Origin of the sequence: Roseomonas sp. FDAARGOS_362 (assembly GCF_002754815.1) — a bacterium.
In the GTDB taxonomy this organism is placed as follows: Bacteria; Pseudomonadota; Alphaproteobacteria; order Acetobacterales; family Acetobacteraceae; genus Roseomonas; species Roseomonas mucosa.
This window is the reverse complement of sequence record NZ_CP024588.1, coordinates 1,304,524-1,320,435: the sequence shown is the minus strand read 5'-3', so window position 1 is coordinate 1,320,435 and position 15,912 is coordinate 1,304,524. Positions and strand designations below refer to the sequence as shown.

General features: G+C 70.9%; 19 protein-coding genes. 10 read left to right on the top strand and 9 right to left on the bottom strand.

Annotated elements, in window-relative coordinates:
• The first annotated feature begins 3 nt into the window (after positions 1-3).
• The 4 genes from CTJ15_RS11010 to CTJ15_RS10995 all read left to right on the top strand — a co-directional run bounded on the left by CTJ15_RS11010 (position 4) and on the right by CTJ15_RS10995 (position 4,565).
• Positions 4-1,362 (top strand): AarF/ABC1/UbiB kinase family protein, encoded by a 1,359-nt coding sequence (locus CTJ15_RS11010; RefSeq protein ID WP_019459563.1) that lies wholly within the window; start codon positions 4-6, stop codon positions 1,360-1,362.
• A gap of 180 nt (positions 1,363-1,542) precedes the next feature.
• On the top strand, positions 1,543-2,697 hold the full coding sequence (locus tag CTJ15_RS11005) for a Re/Si-specific NAD(P)(+) transhydrogenase subunit alpha (protein WP_058390629.1): 1,155 nt from the start codon (positions 1,543-1,545) through the stop codon (positions 2,695-2,697).
• A gap of 13 nt (positions 2,698-2,710) precedes the next feature.
• Entirely contained in the window at positions 2,711-3,151 is a 441-nt protein-coding gene (locus tag CTJ15_RS11000) for an NAD(P) transhydrogenase subunit alpha (protein WP_019459561.1), read from the top strand.
• 4 nt (positions 3,152-3,155) lie between these two features.
• Positions 3,156-4,565, top strand: coding sequence for an NAD(P)(+) transhydrogenase (Re/Si-specific) subunit beta (locus CTJ15_RS10995; protein ID WP_019459560.1), 1,410 nt, complete (start codon positions 3,156-3,158; stop codon positions 4,563-4,565).
• 194 nt (positions 4,566-4,759) lie between these two features.
• Here the strand turns inward: CTJ15_RS10995 and rpsU are convergent, their stop codons facing one another.
• Positions 4,760-4,963, bottom strand: coding sequence for a 30S ribosomal protein S21 (gene rpsU / locus CTJ15_RS10990; protein WP_019459559.1), 204 nt, complete (start codon positions 4,961-4,963; stop codon positions 4,760-4,762).
• 178 nt (positions 4,964-5,141) lie between these two features.
• Here rpsU and def point away from each other — a divergent pair, with 178 nt between their 5' ends.
• The 3 genes from def to CTJ15_RS10975 all read left to right on the top strand — a co-directional run bounded on the left by def (position 5,142) and on the right by CTJ15_RS10975 (position 6,970).
• Positions 5,142-5,669 carry a peptide deformylase gene (def, locus tag CTJ15_RS10985; protein WP_019459558.1) on the top strand — a complete coding sequence of 176 codons (528 nt, stop codon included), beginning with the start codon at positions 5,142-5,144 and terminating at the stop codon, positions 5,667-5,669.
• Positions 5,666-6,271, top strand: coding sequence for a COQ9 family protein (locus CTJ15_RS10980; protein WP_058390628.1), 606 nt, complete (start codon positions 5,666-5,668; stop codon positions 6,269-6,271). The genes def and CTJ15_RS10980 overlap by 4 nt, the downstream gene beginning before the upstream one ends.
• A 159-nt stretch (positions 6,272-6,430) precedes the next feature.
• Entirely contained in the window at positions 6,431-6,970 is a 540-nt protein-coding gene (locus CTJ15_RS10975; protein WP_019459556.1) for a hypothetical protein, read from the top strand.
• A 179-nt stretch (positions 6,971-7,149) separates the two neighbouring features.
• On the opposite strand, the gene CTJ15_RS10970 is transcribed toward CTJ15_RS10975, so the two are convergent.
• From CTJ15_RS10970 to CTJ15_RS10955, 4 genes are all read right to left on the bottom strand, one after another.
• A complete protein-coding gene (locus tag CTJ15_RS10970) occupies positions 7,150-8,280 on the bottom strand; it encodes an OmpA family protein (protein ID WP_058390638.1) in 1,131 nt (376 codons plus the stop codon).
• 295 nt (positions 8,281-8,575) lie between these two features.
• Entirely contained in the window at positions 8,576-9,700 is a 1,125-nt protein-coding gene (locus CTJ15_RS10965) for a 5-(carboxyamino)imidazole ribonucleotide synthase (protein ID WP_075823310.1), read from the bottom strand.
• Positions 9,697-10,200, bottom strand: coding sequence for a 5-(carboxyamino)imidazole ribonucleotide mutase (gene purE / locus CTJ15_RS10960; protein ID WP_037251528.1), 504 nt, complete (start codon positions 10,198-10,200; stop codon positions 9,697-9,699). Before purE ends, CTJ15_RS10965 begins: the two co-directional genes overlap by 4 nt.
• A 26-nt stretch (positions 10,201-10,226) precedes the next feature.
• Positions 10,227-10,427, bottom strand: coding sequence for a YdcH family protein (locus CTJ15_RS10955; protein WP_019459528.1), 201 nt, complete (start codon positions 10,425-10,427; stop codon positions 10,227-10,229).
• Positions 10,428-10,531: 104 nt separating this feature from the next.
• Here CTJ15_RS10955 and CTJ15_RS10950 point away from each other — a divergent pair, with 104 nt between their 5' ends.
• The gene (locus tag CTJ15_RS10950) at positions 10,532-10,705 is read left to right on the top strand and encodes a YdcH family protein (RefSeq protein WP_019459527.1); all 174 of its coding nucleotides are present in this window, start codon (positions 10,532-10,534) and stop codon (positions 10,703-10,705) included.
• A gap of 391 nt (positions 10,706-11,096) precedes the next feature.
• Positions 11,097-12,125, top strand: coding sequence for a DNA topoisomerase IB (locus tag CTJ15_RS10945; protein ID WP_076970199.1), 1,029 nt, complete (start codon positions 11,097-11,099; stop codon positions 12,123-12,125).
• A 171-nt stretch (positions 12,126-12,296) separates the two neighbouring features.
• Here the strand turns inward: CTJ15_RS10945 and CTJ15_RS10940 are convergent, their stop codons facing one another.
• The 3 genes from CTJ15_RS10940 to rpmE all read right to left on the bottom strand — a co-directional run bounded on the left by CTJ15_RS10940 (position 12,297) and on the right by rpmE (position 14,237).
• Entirely contained in the window at positions 12,297-12,884 is a 588-nt protein-coding gene (locus CTJ15_RS10940; RefSeq protein WP_058389396.1) for a DUF1013 domain-containing protein, read from the bottom strand.
• Positions 12,885-13,242: 358 nt separating this feature from the next.
• A complete protein-coding gene (locus CTJ15_RS10935) occupies positions 13,243-13,725 on the bottom strand; it encodes an Hsp20 family protein (RefSeq protein WP_058389395.1) in 483 nt (160 codons plus the stop codon).
• A gap of 281 nt (positions 13,726-14,006) precedes the next feature.
• Entirely contained in the window at positions 14,007-14,237 is a 231-nt protein-coding gene (gene rpmE, locus CTJ15_RS10930) for a 50S ribosomal protein L31 (RefSeq protein ID WP_019459523.1), read from the bottom strand.
• Positions 14,238-14,450: 213 nt separating this feature from the next.
• Here rpmE and pdxY point away from each other — a divergent pair, with 213 nt between their 5' ends.
• Positions 14,451-15,299 carry a pyridoxal kinase PdxY gene (pdxY, locus tag CTJ15_RS10925; protein WP_019459522.1) on the top strand — a complete coding sequence of 283 codons (849 nt, stop codon included), beginning with the start codon at positions 14,451-14,453 and terminating at the stop codon, positions 15,297-15,299.
• A gap of 7 nt (positions 15,300-15,306) precedes the next feature.
• Here pdxY and CTJ15_RS10920 read toward each other — a convergent pair whose 3' ends face one another.
• Positions 15,307-15,795, bottom strand: a complete 489-nt coding sequence (locus CTJ15_RS10920; RefSeq protein WP_058389394.1) for a hypothetical protein — start codon at positions 15,793-15,795, stop codon at positions 15,307-15,309.
• Between the last annotated feature and the right edge of the window lie 117 nt (positions 15,796-15,912).

Below are 15,912 nucleotides of genomic sequence, written 5' to 3'. Positions count from 1 at the left end.
CGCATGAGCGACACAAGACGCGGCAACAGCCTGTTCGGCGAGATCCGCCGCATGGCGCGCACCTCCGGCGCGGTGGGCGGCATCGCCGCCCGCGTGGCGGGGGAGCGCTATCTCGGGTTGAAGACCGACAAGTCCGCCCATGCGGAGGACCTGCGGGCGGTGCTGGGCGGGCTGAAGGGCCCGATGATGAAGGTGGCGCAGCTTCTCTCCACCATCCCCGACGCGCTGCCCGAGGAATATGCGCGGGAGCTGTCGCAGCTCCAGTCCAACGCCCCGGCGATGGGCTGGCCCTTCGTGCGGCGGCGCATGTCCACCGAGCTGGGGCCGGCCTGGCAGTCGCGCTTCACCGCCTTCGGCCAGACGGCGGCGGCGGCGGCCTCGCTGGGGCAGGTGCATCGCGCCACCCTGCCGGACGGGCGGGAGGTCGCCTGCAAGCTGCAATACCCGGACATGCCGAGCGTGGTGGAGGCCGACCTGCGGCAGCTCCGCCTCGCCATGGGCATCTATGCGCGCATGGACAGCTCGATCCAGAGCGACGACGTCTATGCCGAGCTGAGCGAGCGGCTGCGCGAGGAGCTCGACTACGAGCGGGAGGCCGCGCATATGCGGCTCTACCGCCTGATGCTGGCGGGCGAGCCGGAGATCCGCGTGCCCGAGCCGGTGCCGGAGCTGACCACCAAGCGCCTGCTGACCATGACCTGGCTCGAGGGCCGCGCCATCCAGTCGCGCATCGACGAGGACCCGCCGCAGGAGGAGCGCGATGCCTATGCGCGGGTGCTGTTCCGCGCCTGGTACGTGCCCTTCTACCATTACGGCGTGATCCATGGGGACCCGCATCTGGGCAACTACCAGATCCGGTCCGACCTGCACGGGATCAACCTGCTCGACTTCGGCACCATCCGCGTCTTCCCGCCGCACTTCGTCACCGCCGTGGTCCGGCTCTATGAGGCGGTGCGCGACGGCGACGACGAGAAGGCGATCCATGCCTTCGAGGCCTGGGGCTTCCGCAACCTGCCGCGCGAGACCTGGCAGGTGCTGATGAAGTGGGCGCGCTTCCTGCACGAGCCGCTGATCGACGACCGCGTGCGGCCGATCTCCGAGACCCAGGACCCGCAGTTCGGGCGCAAGGTCGCGGAGGAGGTGCATGCCGGGCTGAAGAAGACCGGCGGCGTGCGGCCACCGCGCGAGTTCGTGCTGATGGACCGCTCCACGGTGGGCCTGGGCAGCGTCTTCCTGCGGCTGAAGGCGAAGCAGAACTGGCACCGGCTCTTCGAGGAGCTGATCGCCGGCTATGACGAGGATGCGCTGGCGGCGCGGCAGGCCGAGGCGCTGCGGCAGGCCGGGGTTCCGGCGGCGGGCTGACCGACAGGCCCCGGTTCCGGCGTCCCGCCGCCCCTTTCGGTGGCGGGACCGCCTGCCCGTAGAAGAATCCTTCGCGGGGCGGGGCGGAAACCTGTCCGAATTCGCGATGCGTGCCCTTGCGGCCCTTCCGGCGCCCGGTGATCGTGACCGGGCAGAAACGGAAACCGGAGGGAAGCCTGCATGCGCCTGGCCGTGCCAAAGGAAAGGCGTGCCACGGAGGCACGAGTGGCGGCGACGCCCGAGACGGTCCGCAAGCTGATCGGGCTTGGCCTGTCCGTGGCGGTGGAGAAGGGGGCCGGGCTGGCGGCGGGCATTCCCGATGCCGCCTATGCCGAGGCGGGGGCGGAGATCGCGCCGGATGCCGCCGCCGCCCTGGCCGGGGCGGGGATCGTGCTCAAGGTCCGCGCGCCGCTGGCGGCGGGCGAGGGGGAGGTGGACGAGATCGCCCTGATCCCCGAGGGCGCCGTGCTGATCGGCACGCTGGAGGCGGCCTCCGCGCCGGAGCGCAACAGGGCCTATGCGGCGCGCCGCATCACCGCCTGCGCCATGGAACTGGCCCCGCGCATCACCCGGGCGCAGAGCATGGACGTGCTCTCCTCCCAGGCGAACCTCGCGGGCTACCGCGCGGTGATCGAGGCGGCGGGGGCCTTCGACCGCGGCTTCCCGATGCTGATGACGGCGGCGGGCACCATCCCGGCGGCGAATGTGCTGGTGCTGGGCGCGGGCGTCGCGGGCCTGCAGGCCATCGCCACGGCGCGGCGGCTGGGCGGGCGCGTCTCGGCCTCCGACGTGCGGCCGGCGGCCAAGGAGGAGATCAAGTCCCTCGGCGCCAGCTTCGTCGGCGTGGAGGACGAGGAGAGCGCCGCCGCCCAGACCGCCGGTGGCTATGCCAAGGCGATGAGCCCGGAATACCTCCGCAAGCAGGCCGAGGTCGTGGCCGCCGCCGCCGCCAGGGCGGATATCGTGATCTGCACCGCGCTGGTGCAGGGCCGCAAGGCGCCGGTGCTGCTGACCGAGGCCATGGTCGCCGCGATGAAGCCGGGCGCGGTGGTGGTGGACATCGCCGCCGATGCCGGGGGCAACTGCGCCGCGACCGTGCCGGGCGAGGCCGTGACCACGGAGAACGGGGTGAAGGTGCTGGGCTGGCGCAACTGGCCCGCCCGCATCCCGGCGGCGGCGAGCAGCCTCTATGCCCGCAACCTGCTGACCTTCCTGACCACCTTCTGGGACAAGGAAGCCGGGATGCCGAAACTGCCGGAGGAGGACGAGATCGTGCGCGGGGTGCTGCTGACCCGGGGTGGCGCGGTCGTCCATCCGCAATTCCAGAACAGCTGAGGGGGGAACAGCGATGAACCCGAACGAGAACGCCCAGGGGGCTGTCCAGGGCCTGGCGGGCCGCGCCGATGCCCTGGCGGCCCAGGCGCTGGACCTCGCGCGCCAGGCCCGGCTGCTGGCGGAACAGCACGCCCCGGTGGCGATGGAGCAGGTCGCCCATGGCGCCGCCGTGGTGGAGCCCTTCCTGCTGCTGCTGACGATCTTCCTGCTGGCCTGCTTCGTCGGCTACCACGTCGTGTGGAACGTGACGCCGGCGCTGCATTCGCCGCTGATGGGCGTCACCAACGCCATCTCCTCGGTGATCGTGGTGGGCGCCATCCTGGCCACCGGCCTGGGCGATTCCATCGCCGCCAAGGTCTTCGGCTTCCTGGCCGTGACGCTGGCCTCGGTGAACATCTTCGGCGGCTTCCTGGTCACGCGCCGGATGCTCGCGATGTTCAAGCGGAAGGGGTGAGGGCATGTCGCATACCCTCTCGACGCTGGCCTATCTCGTCGCCGCGGTCCTGTTCATCCTGGCGCTGCGCGGGCTGAGCCATCCGGAAACCAGCCGGCGCGGCAACCTCTTCGGCATGGTCGGCATGGGCATCGCCGTGGTCGCGACGCTGGCCCAGCCGGGCATGTCGGGCGGTGGCATCGCCATCGTGCTGGCCGGGCTGGTGATCGGCGGCGGCATCGGCGCCTATCTCGCCAACCGCATCCAGATGACGGCGCTGCCGCAGCTCGTCGCGGCCTTCCACTCGCTGGTCGGCCTCGCCGCCGTCTGCGTCGCGGCCGCCGCCTTCTACGCGCCGCAGAGTTTCGGCATCGGCGTGCCGGGCGACATCCATGCCCAGTCGCTGGTGGAGATGTCGCTGGGCCTGGCTATCGGCGCCATCACCTTCTCCGGCTCGGTGATCGCTTTCGCCAAGCTCCAGGGGTTGATGTCGGGCGCGCCGATCCTGTTCCGGGGGCAGCACTGGCTGAACCTCGCGCTCGGCATCCTGCTGCTGGTCCTGGTGATCGGCTTCGTCGCCACGGGCAGCGCGGTGCTGTTCTGGCTGATCGCGCTGCTCTCCTTCGGGCTGGGCTTCCTGCTGATCATCCCGATCGGGGGCGCGGACATGCCGGTCGTGGTGTCGATGCTGAACAGCTATTCCGGCTGGGCGGCGGCGGGCATCGGCTTCACCGTCGGCAACCTGCTGCTGATCGTCACCGGCGCGCTGGTCGGCGCCTCGGGCGCGATCCTGTCCTACATCATGTGCAAGGGCATGAACCGCTCGATCGTCAACGTGCTGCTGGGCGGCTTCGGCTCGGATGCCGGCGCGGCGACGGGCGGCGGTGGCGCGGCGCAGCCGGCGCGGCCGGTGAAGTCCGGCTCGCCGGAGGATGCGGCCTACATCATGAAGAACGCCGGCAAGATCATCATCGTGCCCGGCTACGGCATGGCGGTGGCGCAGGCGCAGCAGGTGGTCCGCGAGATGGCCGACCTGCTGAAGAAGGAGGGCGCCACGGTGGAATACGCCATCCACCCGGTGGCGGGACGGATGCCGGGGCACATGAACGTGCTGCTGGCCGAGGCCAACGTGCCCTATGACGACGTGAAGGAGCTGGAGGAGATCAACCCCGAATTCGCCGAGGCCGACGTGGCCTATGTGATCGGGGCCAACGACGTCACCAACCCGGCGGCGAAGACCGACAAGTCCTCGGCGATCTACGGCATGCCGATCCTGGATGTGGAGCGGGCGAAGACCGTGTTCTTCGTCAAGCGCGGCATGTCCAGCGGCTATGCCGGGGTGGAGAACGAGCTGTTCTTCCGCGACAACACGATGATGCTGTTCGGGGATGCCAAGAAGGTCACCCAGCAGATCGTCCAGGCCCTGCAGAAATAGCGCGGGCCTCCGCGCCCGGGGATGGCCAGGCCGTCCCCGGGGCTCGCGGTGGGTTCATCATCCGCCCACCTTGCGGCCGGGAATGTCCGGAAAGGGCATCCCCAAACTGAAAAACCGCGGCTTGCGGGGAGGAACCCGCACCGCGGTGTTTCAAACGGCTCTCTCCGACCCTTCCCGGAGGAAGGGAGGAGGGCTCAGAAGCCCTCGCGCTCCAGGCGCTTGCGCTCGACCTTGCGGGCGCGGCGAACGGCCTCGGCGGCCTCGCGGGCGCGGCGCTCGGACGGCTTCTCGTAGTGCCGGCGGAGCTTCATCTCACGGAACACGCCCTCGCGCTGAAGCTTCTTCTTCAGGGCCTTCAGGGCCTGGTCAACATTGTTATCCCGAACGACGACCTGCACGCGGCTCGGTCCTCCTGTTCCAAAAAGGGTGGTAGATGACGTGCCGAACCACAGGCGCTGACGCCCGATCCTCGGGAGCGGCGCCGATAGCACGTCCGCCGCCTGCAAGGAAGCCCTTCCAGGCGGCACCGGGCTTCCCAGATGGGATTCCCGTTTCTCTATATCCAGGGACCAGCCGATGGCCATCCTCAAGATCGCGCGAATGGGCCATCCGGTGCTGCTGCGCCGAGCCGAGCCCGTCGCGGACCCGCGCGACCCGGAGATCCGCCGCCTCGTGGAGGACATGGTGGAGACCATGCTCGATGCCGGCGGGGTCGGCCTCGCCGCGCCGCAGGTGCATGTGCCGCTGCGCCTTTTCGTCGTGCGGGAATGGGAGGGCGGGCGCGCCCTGGTGAACCCGGAGCTGGAGGCGCTGGGCGAGGAGGTCGAGAGCGGCTGGGAGGGCTGCCTCTCCATCCCCGGCCTGCGCGGCTGTGTGCCGCGCGCGAAGCGGGTGCGCTGGCGGGCGCAGGACCTCGATGGGCGGGAGATCGGCGGCGAGGCCGAGGGCATGAGCGCCCGTGTCCTGCAGCACGAATACGACCACCTAGAGGGCACGCTCTATACCATGCGGATGCCCGACCTGACGCTGCTGGGCTTCGACCAGGAGCTCGCTCGTGCCGCCGCGGAGCGCCGCAAGGCGGAAGAGGCGGAGGCCGCCTCGTGATCGCCTGCCTGCCGCCGCCGCCCCGGATCGCCCCGCCCGAGCGCAGCCCGGAGCGGGATACCCTGCTGCGGGCCAGCCTGCCGCATGTGCCGCGCCTCGGCTGGAGCATGGCCGCCCTGCGCGCCGGTGCCGCGACGGACGGCCAGCCGCCGGAGATCGTGGAATCGCTGTTTCCCTCCGGCGTGCCGGGGGCGATGGAAGCCTGGTGCGACCTCGCGGACCGCGAGATGGCGGAGGCCGCCGACCTGTCCGGGCTGCGCACGCCGCAGCGGGTCCGCACCCTGATCGCCACCCGGCTGCGGCTCGCCCGGCCCGACAAGGAGGCGGTGCGGCTGGCCCTGGCGCGGCAGGCGCTGCCCTGGAACGCCCGTCTCGCCGCCCGGACCCTGGCGCGCACCGTCAGCGCGATCTGGGAAGCCGCGGGGGACCGTTCCGACGACCTGTCCTGGTACACGCGACGCGCGACCCTGGCGGGGCTCTACGGCAGCGTCCTGGCCTATTGGATGGGCGACCCCTCGGAGGACGATGCCGCGACCCTGGCCTTCCTGGACCGGCAACTGGCGCGCCTCGCCCGCATGCAGAAGCCCGGGAAGGTTGCCTGACGCTTCTGCCATGGCATTTCGGCAACGAACCGCAACCCATTGCTCTCCCTCGGTCCAGCTTCCCGAAAAACTCTCCTGTGCAGGGCGGCTGGCGGCCATTATAGGGCGTGTGGGGGCAGGGGGTGCCCTCGTCATTCTTGATCGGAGAACCCGGCTGCGATGAAGCCGTCCCGCTTTCTGCTCGCCGGCCTGGCAGCGGCCTTCGCCGGCGCCGCCACGCCTGCCCTTGCCCAGTCCTGCATCCAGCCGTCCGAAAAGACGGCCTTCGATGTGCGCGCGCTCCAGAGCCAACTGATGGTTGTGGCGCTGACCTGCAAGCACGAGGACGTCTATAACGAGTTCGTGAAGCGCTATAACCCGCAGCTTCACGGCGCCTACAAGACCATCGACGCCAGCTACCGCCGCGCCGGCGGCCAGAAGGCTCTGGACAGCTACATCACCTCCCTGGCGAACGTGCAGTCGCAGGAAGGCATCCGGATGGGCTCGCGCTTCTGCCAGAACAGCGCGGACCTCATCAAGACCGCGCTGGAAGCGCCGAACGACGTGACGGCCCTGTCGCGGCTGGCGGTCGCCAACAACCTGTCGAACCCGCATGGCCGGCCGGAATGCGCCACCACCACCGCGGCGGTGACCCGCCCGGCGGTGTCGTCGGGCAAGCCGCAGGTCCGCAAGGTCTCGGCAACCACCAAGAAGCACTGACGAGCCTCTTGTCGCCAGGGGCTGCCGAGGGGTCGGCGGCCAGCGGGGCGGGGATCATGAAGAGGGCGCCTCCGGGCGCCCTTTTTCATGCCTGACGTCCGGGGACGCGCGCAAAGAAGAAGGGCCGGTCCTCGCGGACCGGCCCCCTTCCCGAAACGATGCCTGGAGCGTCTGCGCGATCAGCGCAGGACGATCTCCACGCGGCGGTTCTGCGGCTCGCGCACGCCGTCGGCGGTCGGCACCAGCGGACGGCTCTCGCCGAAGGCCTCGACCGTGATCTCCGAGCGCTGCACGCCGTTGCGCACCAGCTCGGCGGCCACGGCGTCGGCGCGGCGGCGCGACAGGCCCATGTTGTACTGCGGCGTGCCGGAGCGGTCGGCGTGGCCGGCCACCTCGATGCGGGTCGAACCCGTGCTACGCGCGTTCTGCGCCGCCTCGGTGATGATCTGCCGGGCGCGGTCCGTCAGGTTGTAACGGTCCCAGTCGAAGAACACGAGGTAGGTGCGGGCCACGGCCTGCGGCGGCGCCACCGGGGCAACGGCCGGCGGCGGCGGGGTCGGCGTGTTGAAGGCGTAGCGCAGGCCGAAGAAGGCCGAGTGGTTGTAGTTGTCGAACTCGGTCTTCGAGCGCGACAGCGTCGTGCGGGTGCCGTTGGCGGCCACGCTCTGGATCTGCGTGTCGAACTCGGGCTGCAGCGTGCCGAGGAAGCGGTATTCCGCCGTGAACGACAGGCCGGGCACAGCCGGGATCGGGAAGGCGAGGCCGGCGATGCCCTGGTAGGCGAACTGGCCGTCGGTGTCGTCGATCACCAGGCGGGCGTTCGAGCCATAGCGACCGGTCGCGTTGTCCATCTGCACCCACTGGTAGCCCACGCCGGCGCCGATATAGGGCACGACCGGGGTGAACTGCGGGATGAAGCTGGGCAGGGCGAAGTCATAGAAGACATTGCCCATCGCGCCATAGGTGCGCTGCTTGCCGCCGATGGCGTAGCCGCGCGTGCCGAAGGCGCTCAGGTTGTCGATGTCGTTCTCGCGGTAGCTGCCTTCGGCCTCGAGGCGCAGGCCGTTGCCGAAGCCCCAGCCGATGCTGGCGACGCCGCCCCAGCCCAGCTCGTACTTCGCCTTCAGGCTGTCGTTCGGCAGCCCGAGGCGGACCCGGGTGGAGGAGTCGGAGTCGACGTTGTTCGTGGTGCTCTGCACCCAGTTGGCGCCGGCGCCAGCACCGACATACAGGCCGGTGATCGGCTGCGCCTGGGCGGCCAGCGGCAGCGACAGGATCGTCGCGGCCATCAGTGCCTTGCGAAGGCTCATCATAAATTCTCCCTCGATCCCATCAGGGCATCGCAACCGCAGACCTGTGAGGAAGAACCCCCCGATTCATGCTGCGGCATAAGCGGGAGATAGCACCGGCTCGCCGGGAAAGCATCCGCCTGCGTCTCGTTTCTGCATCACTGTGGCGACGATGCCACGAGCATTCCGGGCCCGGGAAGCCTGACGCCCCGGAAAGACGGCGGCGCGCGCCGCCGCGGCATGGAAGCGGCGGGCAGGGGGACTGCGAAGGCGCAGGAGACTCGCGGGTGCAGGGCCGCCTCGCCCCGCAGCGGGCTCAGATGCGGCCGAGGAGGACCGCCTCCTCCGTCTCCGCCAGCGTGCCGAGGGGCAGCAGGAGATTGGCATGGCCCATCTTCCGGCCGGGGCGCGGCGCGCCCTTGCCGTAGAGCTGCCCCACCACGCCGGGCGCGCCGAGAATCGCTGGCCAGCGCGCCATGCCCTCGGGGCCGATCAGGTTCCGCATCACCGCATCGGCATGGCGCGTGGTGGCGCCGAGCGGCAGCCCGGCCACGGCGCGGGCCTGCTGCTCGAACTGCCCGGCGATGCAGGCCTCCGGCGTCCAGTGGCCGGAATTGTGCGGACGCGGGGCGATCTCGTTGCCGAGCAGGGTGCCGTCTTCCATCAGGAAGAACTCCACCGCCACCACGCCGACGAGGTCGAGCGCCTCCGCCACCCGCGCGACATGGCGGCGCGCCTGCTCCGCGGTCGCCGCCGGGATGCGGGCGGGGGCGAAGGACAGGTCGAGGATGTGGCGGGCGTGGCGGTTCTCGGCCACGTCATAGGTCGCCACGCTGCCATCCAGCCCGCGTGCGGCGATGGCGGAGACCTCCATCACGAAGGGCACGAAGGCTTCCAGGATCAGCGGCCGGGGCGACAGACGCTCCCAGGCCGCGTCGAGGTCGGCATCCTCGCGCAGCACCGCCTGGCCACGGCCGTCATAGCCCAGGCGCGTGGTCTTCAGCACGGCGGGCAGCCCGAGCTCCGCCACCGAGGCCGACAGGTCCTCGCGGCTGTGCACCGCGCGCCAGGGCGCGACGGGCACGCCGGCCCCGGCCAGGAAGGCCTTCTCCTGCAGCCGGTCCTGGCAGACCGAGAGGGCGCGGCGCCCGGGGCGGCAGGGCACCACGGCCTCCAGCGCGTCCAACGAGGCGACGGGCACGTTCTCGAACTCGAAGGTGACGACGTCCACGGCGCGCCCGAAGCGCTCCAGCGCCATGATATCCTCGTAGGGCGCGACGGTGCGGGCGGCGGCGACCTGCATGCCGGGGGAATCCGCCTCCGGCGCAAAGACATGGCAGCGGTAGCCGAGGCGGGCGGCGGCCATGGCGGTCATGCGGCCGAGCTGCCCGCCGCCCAGGATGCCGATCGTGGCACCCGGGGGGAGGGGAGCGGTGCTCACGCGGGATTCTCCGGCACGGATTCGGTCTGCGCGCGGCGATGCGCCGCCAGCCGGTCCGCCAGGGCCCGGTCGGTGCCGGCCAGGATGGCGGCCGCCAGCAGGGCCGCATTCACCGCCCCGGCGCGGCCGATGGCGAGGGTGCCGACAGGGATGCCGGCGGGCATCTGGACGATGGAGAGCAGCGAATCCATGCCCTTCAGCGCCTGGCTTTCCACCGGCACGCCGAGCACGGGCAGCGAGGTCATCGCGGCGGCCATGCCGGGCAGGTGCGCGGCCCCGCCAGCCCCGGCGATGATCACCCGCAGGCCACGGCCGGCGGCGCCGCGGGCATAGTCGTAGAGCCGGTCCGGCGTACGGTGGGCCGAAACCACGCGGGTCTCGTGCGGCACTTCCAGCGCGGTCAGGATCTCGGCGGCATGGCGCATCGTCTCCCAGTCGGAGCGGCTGCCCATGATGATCCCCACCAGCGGCGCGGCGTCGGGCGTTCCGGGGGAGGGCATCCAGGGGCTGGTCACGGCGGCCTCCGTCACGCAATGATGTCCGGCAGAAGCTGGCTTTCGAGCCAGACGATCTCGTCCTTCAACTTCAACTTCCGCTTCTTGAGGCGCTGCATCTGGAGCTGGTCGCTGACGCCCAGCTCCATGCGCGTGATGACGGAGTCCAGGTCCCGGTGCTCGCTTCGGAGCTCGTGGAGGCGGCGAAGGAGGCTGTCGCGATCGGCGAGCATATGGGGCGACGGTTCCGGAAAGGGCTGCAACCCGAAGGGGTCCGCGCCCATAACATACAAGTGCGGCCCTGACAGCCGCTAATCGGGAGAAGGAACCAAGGCCCATGCAGACCGCCCCGCGCCTGCGTTCGCTGGAGGAGCGCCACGCCGCGCTGGAAGACCGGCTCTTCGCCGAGACCCACCGTCCCAAGCCCGATGAGGCGGAACTGACCCGCCTGAAGCTGGAGAAACTGCGCCTGAAGGAGGAGATGGAGCGCCTTCGCGGCGCGACGGGCTGAGCCCGGAGGGAGCACCGGCGCCCGGCCGTGCGCCGGTGCTCCCGCTTCTCCATCCTTTGCCTTGGCGGCATCCCATTCCCGCCAGCACCGGCGTCGCGCGCCGGTCCACCCCCCCCGGCTGCGTTCCCGCGCCGCCCGGACCACCGGACCCCGCACCGGATGCGGCACAGCGACAGTTGCGTGACACGGGACGCAACCGCGCCGGCGGCTGGCCGGTTTTCCGGTGTGGAGGACCCGCCCCATGCCCCTCGACATCGCCGCCCGTGACCCAGGCCCCCGAGGCGCGACCCCCCAAGGTGCGACCCCCCAAGGTGCGACCCCCCAAGGTGCGACCCCTGGTGGGACACCGCCGGAGCTGAAGCGGGCCGCCCGGGCGGCGGGGCTGCGCTATGTGTCCGACGAGGGGCCGGGGATCACGCGGCGGCGGGCGGGCAGCGGCTTCGCCTATCGCGATCCGGACGGGCATCCGCTGCGCGACAAGGCGGAACTCACCCGCATCCGTTCGCTGGCCATTCCGCCCGCCTATCGCGACGTCTGGATCTGCCCGCTGGCGAACGGGCATCTCCAGGCCACGGGCCGGGATGAGCGGGGCCGCAAGCAGTACCGCTACCACCCCGGATGGCGGGAAGCGCGGGATGCGGCGAAATACGGGCACATGATGGAGTTCGCTGCCTGCCTGCCGGAGATCCGGAAGCGGGTGGCGTCGGACATGGCGCGCAAGGGCCTGCCGAGGGAGAAGGTGCTGGCGACCGTGACGCGGCTGCTGGAGGACACGCTGATCCGTGTCGGCAACGAGGACTATGCCGCGCAGAACGGCTCCTATGGCCTGACCACGCTGCGGAACCGGCATGTCAGGCTGGACGGCGGCGAGATCCGCTTCGACTTCAAGGGCAAGAGCGGCAAGCGTTGGCAGCTCGGACTGCGGGACCGGCGGATCGCGCGGGTGATCCGGGCCTGCCAGGATCTGCCGGGGCAGGAACTCTTCGCCTACCGGGACGAGGACGGGGAGGCACATGCCATCCGGTCCGAGGATGTGAACGACTACCTGCGGGAGATCACCGGGCGGGACATCACGGCCAAGGACTTCCGCACCTGGGCTGGAACGGTGATGGCGGCGCTGGCCCTGCGGGAGTTCGAGCGCTTCGACAGCCAGGCGGTGGGCCGGCGCAACATCCGCGCGGCCATCGAGCGGGTCGCCAGGCGCCTGGGCAACACGCCGACCGTGTGCCGCAAATGCTACGTCCACCCGGACCTGCTGGACGGCTACCTCGCCGGCAACCTGATCCTGGAGGTGGCAGAGGAGGCGGGCCAGGAGCTGAGGGACCGGATCGAGGACCTGCGGCCGGAGGAGGCGGCGGTGCTGGCCCTGCTGACCCGTCTTCAGGACGGCAGGGATGGGCCGAACGGCCGGGCGGCGTAGCCCCGGAGGCCTTCCGCGCGCCGGGGCCACCGGCCGGCGGAGGCACGGACCGACGCCAGGCGGAGCGCCGGCCCGAACGGGCCGGAACTCAAGCGCCGCCTGCCGCGAGGCGGCGCTTCGCGGCGCCGGCCTCCGGAAGTGCGGCGGGAAAGGGGAGGCCGGGCCTCCGCCTCAGTAGTTGCCCTCGGCTTCGGCCTCGTCATCGGCCAGTGGCATCATCGCCGGGGCCGCACCGGGGGCACGGTCGGCGGCGGCGGCCACGGCGGCGTTCAGCTCCGACTGGGTGCAGAGGCCCAGGATCACCGGATCGCGCGGCTTGATGTTGGCGGAGTTCGCATGGGTGCGGTCGCGCACCTTGGCGATGGTTTCCTTGGTGGTGGCCAGCAGCTTCTCGATCTGGGTGTCGGTCAGCTCGGGGTGGTTGCGGAGCAGCCACAGGATGCCGTCCGGCCGGTCGGTGCGCTTGGAGACGGGGATGTAGCGGGCGCCCTTGCCGCGCTTCTTGGGCACCGGGATCGGGCTGGCCAGCAGCTTCAGCCGCGCCTTGGAATCAGCCTCGCAGCGCGCGATCTCCTCGCGCGTCAGCTGGCCGTTGGCGACCGGGTCATAGCCCACGATGCCCTGCGCCACCTCGCCATCGGCGATCGCCTGCACCTCCAGCGGATGCATGCCGACGAAATCGGCCACCTGCTCGAAAGTGAGGGAGGTCTTGTCGATCAGCCACACGGCGGTGGCCTTGGGCATCAGGGGGCTGGACATCGGAGCGTAACCTCTGGACAGGGGCCTGGCCCCCGGAAAAGGAGCGTCGGGCAAAGAACGCTAGGGGGCCACCCTGGGAAAAGCCCCGCGGAAAGGATGAACCCATCGGGAGCGAAGGGGAGCGGCCCGCTGCGGCAGGTCGGCGCCTCCTATAGTGAGAGGCCCGGGCCGGGTCAAAACCCCGCTGGGCCAATCCCGATCAAAAGAGTCGGACAGGCGGGGATGCCGCCGGCCCGTGGCGCCACGGGGGGGCGCACGAAAAAGGGCCGGCGGATCGCTCCGCCAGCCCGTCGGTCCCGGAAAGGGAGCCCGCCGGATCGCCCCGGGCCGGAAGAACCGGCCCCGGGGGCTGCGGGCGTCAGGCGGCCCTGGGCTGGCCCTTGCCCGATTCGTTCGCCACTTCCAGGGCGGCGCGCGGCGCGGCCGTCCCGATGGCGATGCGGCGGGGCTTCAGCGCCTCGGGCACCTCGCGCTTCAGGGAGACGTGCAGGAGGCCGTTCTCCATGTCGGCGCCCTGGACCTGGATATGGTCCGCGAGCACGAAGCGGCGCTCGAAGGCGCGGCCGGCGATGCCGCGATGCAGGTAGCGGCGCTGCGCGTCGTCCTGCGCCGCCTTGCCGGATACCACGAGGACGTTGTCCTGCGCCGTGATCTCGATGTCGTCGGGGCCGAAGCCCGCCACGGCCATCGTCAGCACATAGGCGTCGTCCGACACGCGTTCGATATTATAGGGCGGATAGGCGGGGCCGTCCGCGGCGGCGCGGGCGGTGTCCACCAGCCGGGCCATGCGGTCGAAGCCGATGGCGGTGCGAAGAAGGGGGGAAAGGTCGAAAGCGTTCACGAGAACCTCCTCAAGCCAAGCAAGGTCCAGTTTCGGGGCGGCAGAGGGGCCGGAGGACATCCCACCAGGGGCGATGTGCTGGCCGTTGCCGCGCCGGCGACCCCGATCGGGCATCGCTGGCAGCGGGGAGATTGGGAGGGGAAACAGCGCGTTCAAGGCCCCTGGCCGGCGGGAAAAAGGTTCCGGCCGCCACGCCTGCGGACCTGCCGGAAACGCGAAAGGCCCCGCGGGAAAGCCCGCGAGGCCCGGAAAGCGCCCATGCCCCGGCCGGGGCCGGAGGATCAGCCCTTCTTGCGGGCGCCGATGCCGGCGAACTTCTTGTTGAACTTGGCGATCTGCCCGCCCGTGTCGATCACGCGCTGCTGGCCGGTCCAGGCCGGATGGGACTTCGGATCGATGTCCAGACGCAGCGTGTCGCCTTCCTTGCCCATGCAGGAGCGGGTCTTGAAGGTGCTGCCGTCGGTCATGATGACCGTGATCTCGTGGTAGTCGGGATGGATGTCGGGCTTCATCGGGGGTCTCGTGTCTAGTGGCCGCCCGATGCCGACCGGGCGCGCGGAAACGCGGCTTCTAGCCGCCGCGCCCCGGCGGCGCAACCGCCAAGGGCGTATCCGCCGCTCCCGGCCGTATCGCGCGCGCGGGGCCCCGGCCCGGATGGCCTTGCCCCCGGCCCGCGCCGCGCCCAAACCGGGGATGTGCGATCGTCTCTCCTTGGTGAAGCCGCGATGAACATCCTCTCCATCCAGTCCTGGGTCGCCTATGGCCATGTCGGCAATGCCTCCGCCGTGTTTCCGCTGCAGCGGCTGGGCGCCGAGGTCTGGGCGCTCAACACCGTGCAGTTCTCCAACCACACCGGCTACGGCGCCTGGCGCGGCCAGGTCTTCGGGGCGGAGCTGATCCGCGAGCTGGTGACGGGGATCGAGGAGCGCGGCGTGCTCGGCACCTGCGACGCGGTGCTGTCCGGCTACATGGGCGATGCGGCGATCGGCGAGGCGATCCTGGAGGCGGTGGCGCGGGTGCGGGCGGCCAACCCGCAGGCGGTCTATTGCTGCGACCCGGTGATCGGCGATGTCGGGCGCGGCGTCTTCGTCCGCCCCGGCATCCCGGAGTTCATGCGCGACCGGGCCATGCCCGCCGCCGACATCGCCACCCCCAACCAGTTCGAGCTGGAATGGCTGACCGGCCGCGCCGTCGGCACGCTGGCCGAGGCGAAGGCGGCCGTGCGCGCCTTGCAGGAAAGCGGGCCGCGCTGCGTGCTGGTGACCTCCCTGCGCGTGGAGGACACCCCGGCCGATGCCATCGAGATGCTGGCGGCGGAGGGGGGGCAGTTCTGGCGGGTCCGCACGCCGCTGCTGCCGATCTCGGTCAATGGCGCGGGCGATGCCATCGCGGCGCTGTTCCTGTTCCACCGGCTGCGCTGGGGCGATGTGCGGGTGGCGGTCTCCTCCGCCGCCTCCTCGATCCACGGGCTGCTGCGGCGGACGGCCGAGGCGGGGTCGCGCGAGATCCTGACCGTGGCGGCGCAGGACGAGTTCGTGCGCCCCAGCCAGACCTTCGTGGCGGAGCCCTGCTGAGGCGGCGTCAGAGACTTCTGACTGAAAGGCCCGGGGCCCCGGGAAGGCGGAAATACATTTCCCGCACCGTGCCATCGGCCGGGTCGATCACCGTAAGACGGTCATAGTATGCGCCATCCTGCGGCATCAGGACCTGCTGGCTTCGTTGCAGGCCGAGCATGAAGAGGATGGCGTATTCCGTGCGCACCCCCGGCACCGCTAAGGCGGTGCGCGGGCTGCGTCCATCGCCGGACGTCATGATCGAGCGCAAGGCCCGCGTAGCCGTGATCTCTTCCGGCGTTTTCGGTTCCGTCCTGAAGAAGATGGGCCTGGGCTGGCCGGTCGCACGATCGCTGGCTTCGATCACGTCGAGGATACCGCCCTCCTTCCGCTCGATGCGGTGCCGCTCGAAGTGCAGGCCGGAGTCGCGGACCATGAGGTAGGCCAGGATCAGGTTCGGTACGGTCACCGGACTGCGCGCGCTGCGCCCGTCCCCGGTCGCACGGGCAAGGAGCATCAGGGCTCGGTCGGCTTCGCCGGGCGCCAGTTCCTCGGCGCTGGGGCGGAGGCCCGAACCGAGGGCCGCTCGCGGCGCCTCAGTCTGCGCCGGACCCTGTGGTGCCGATCCGGCCCA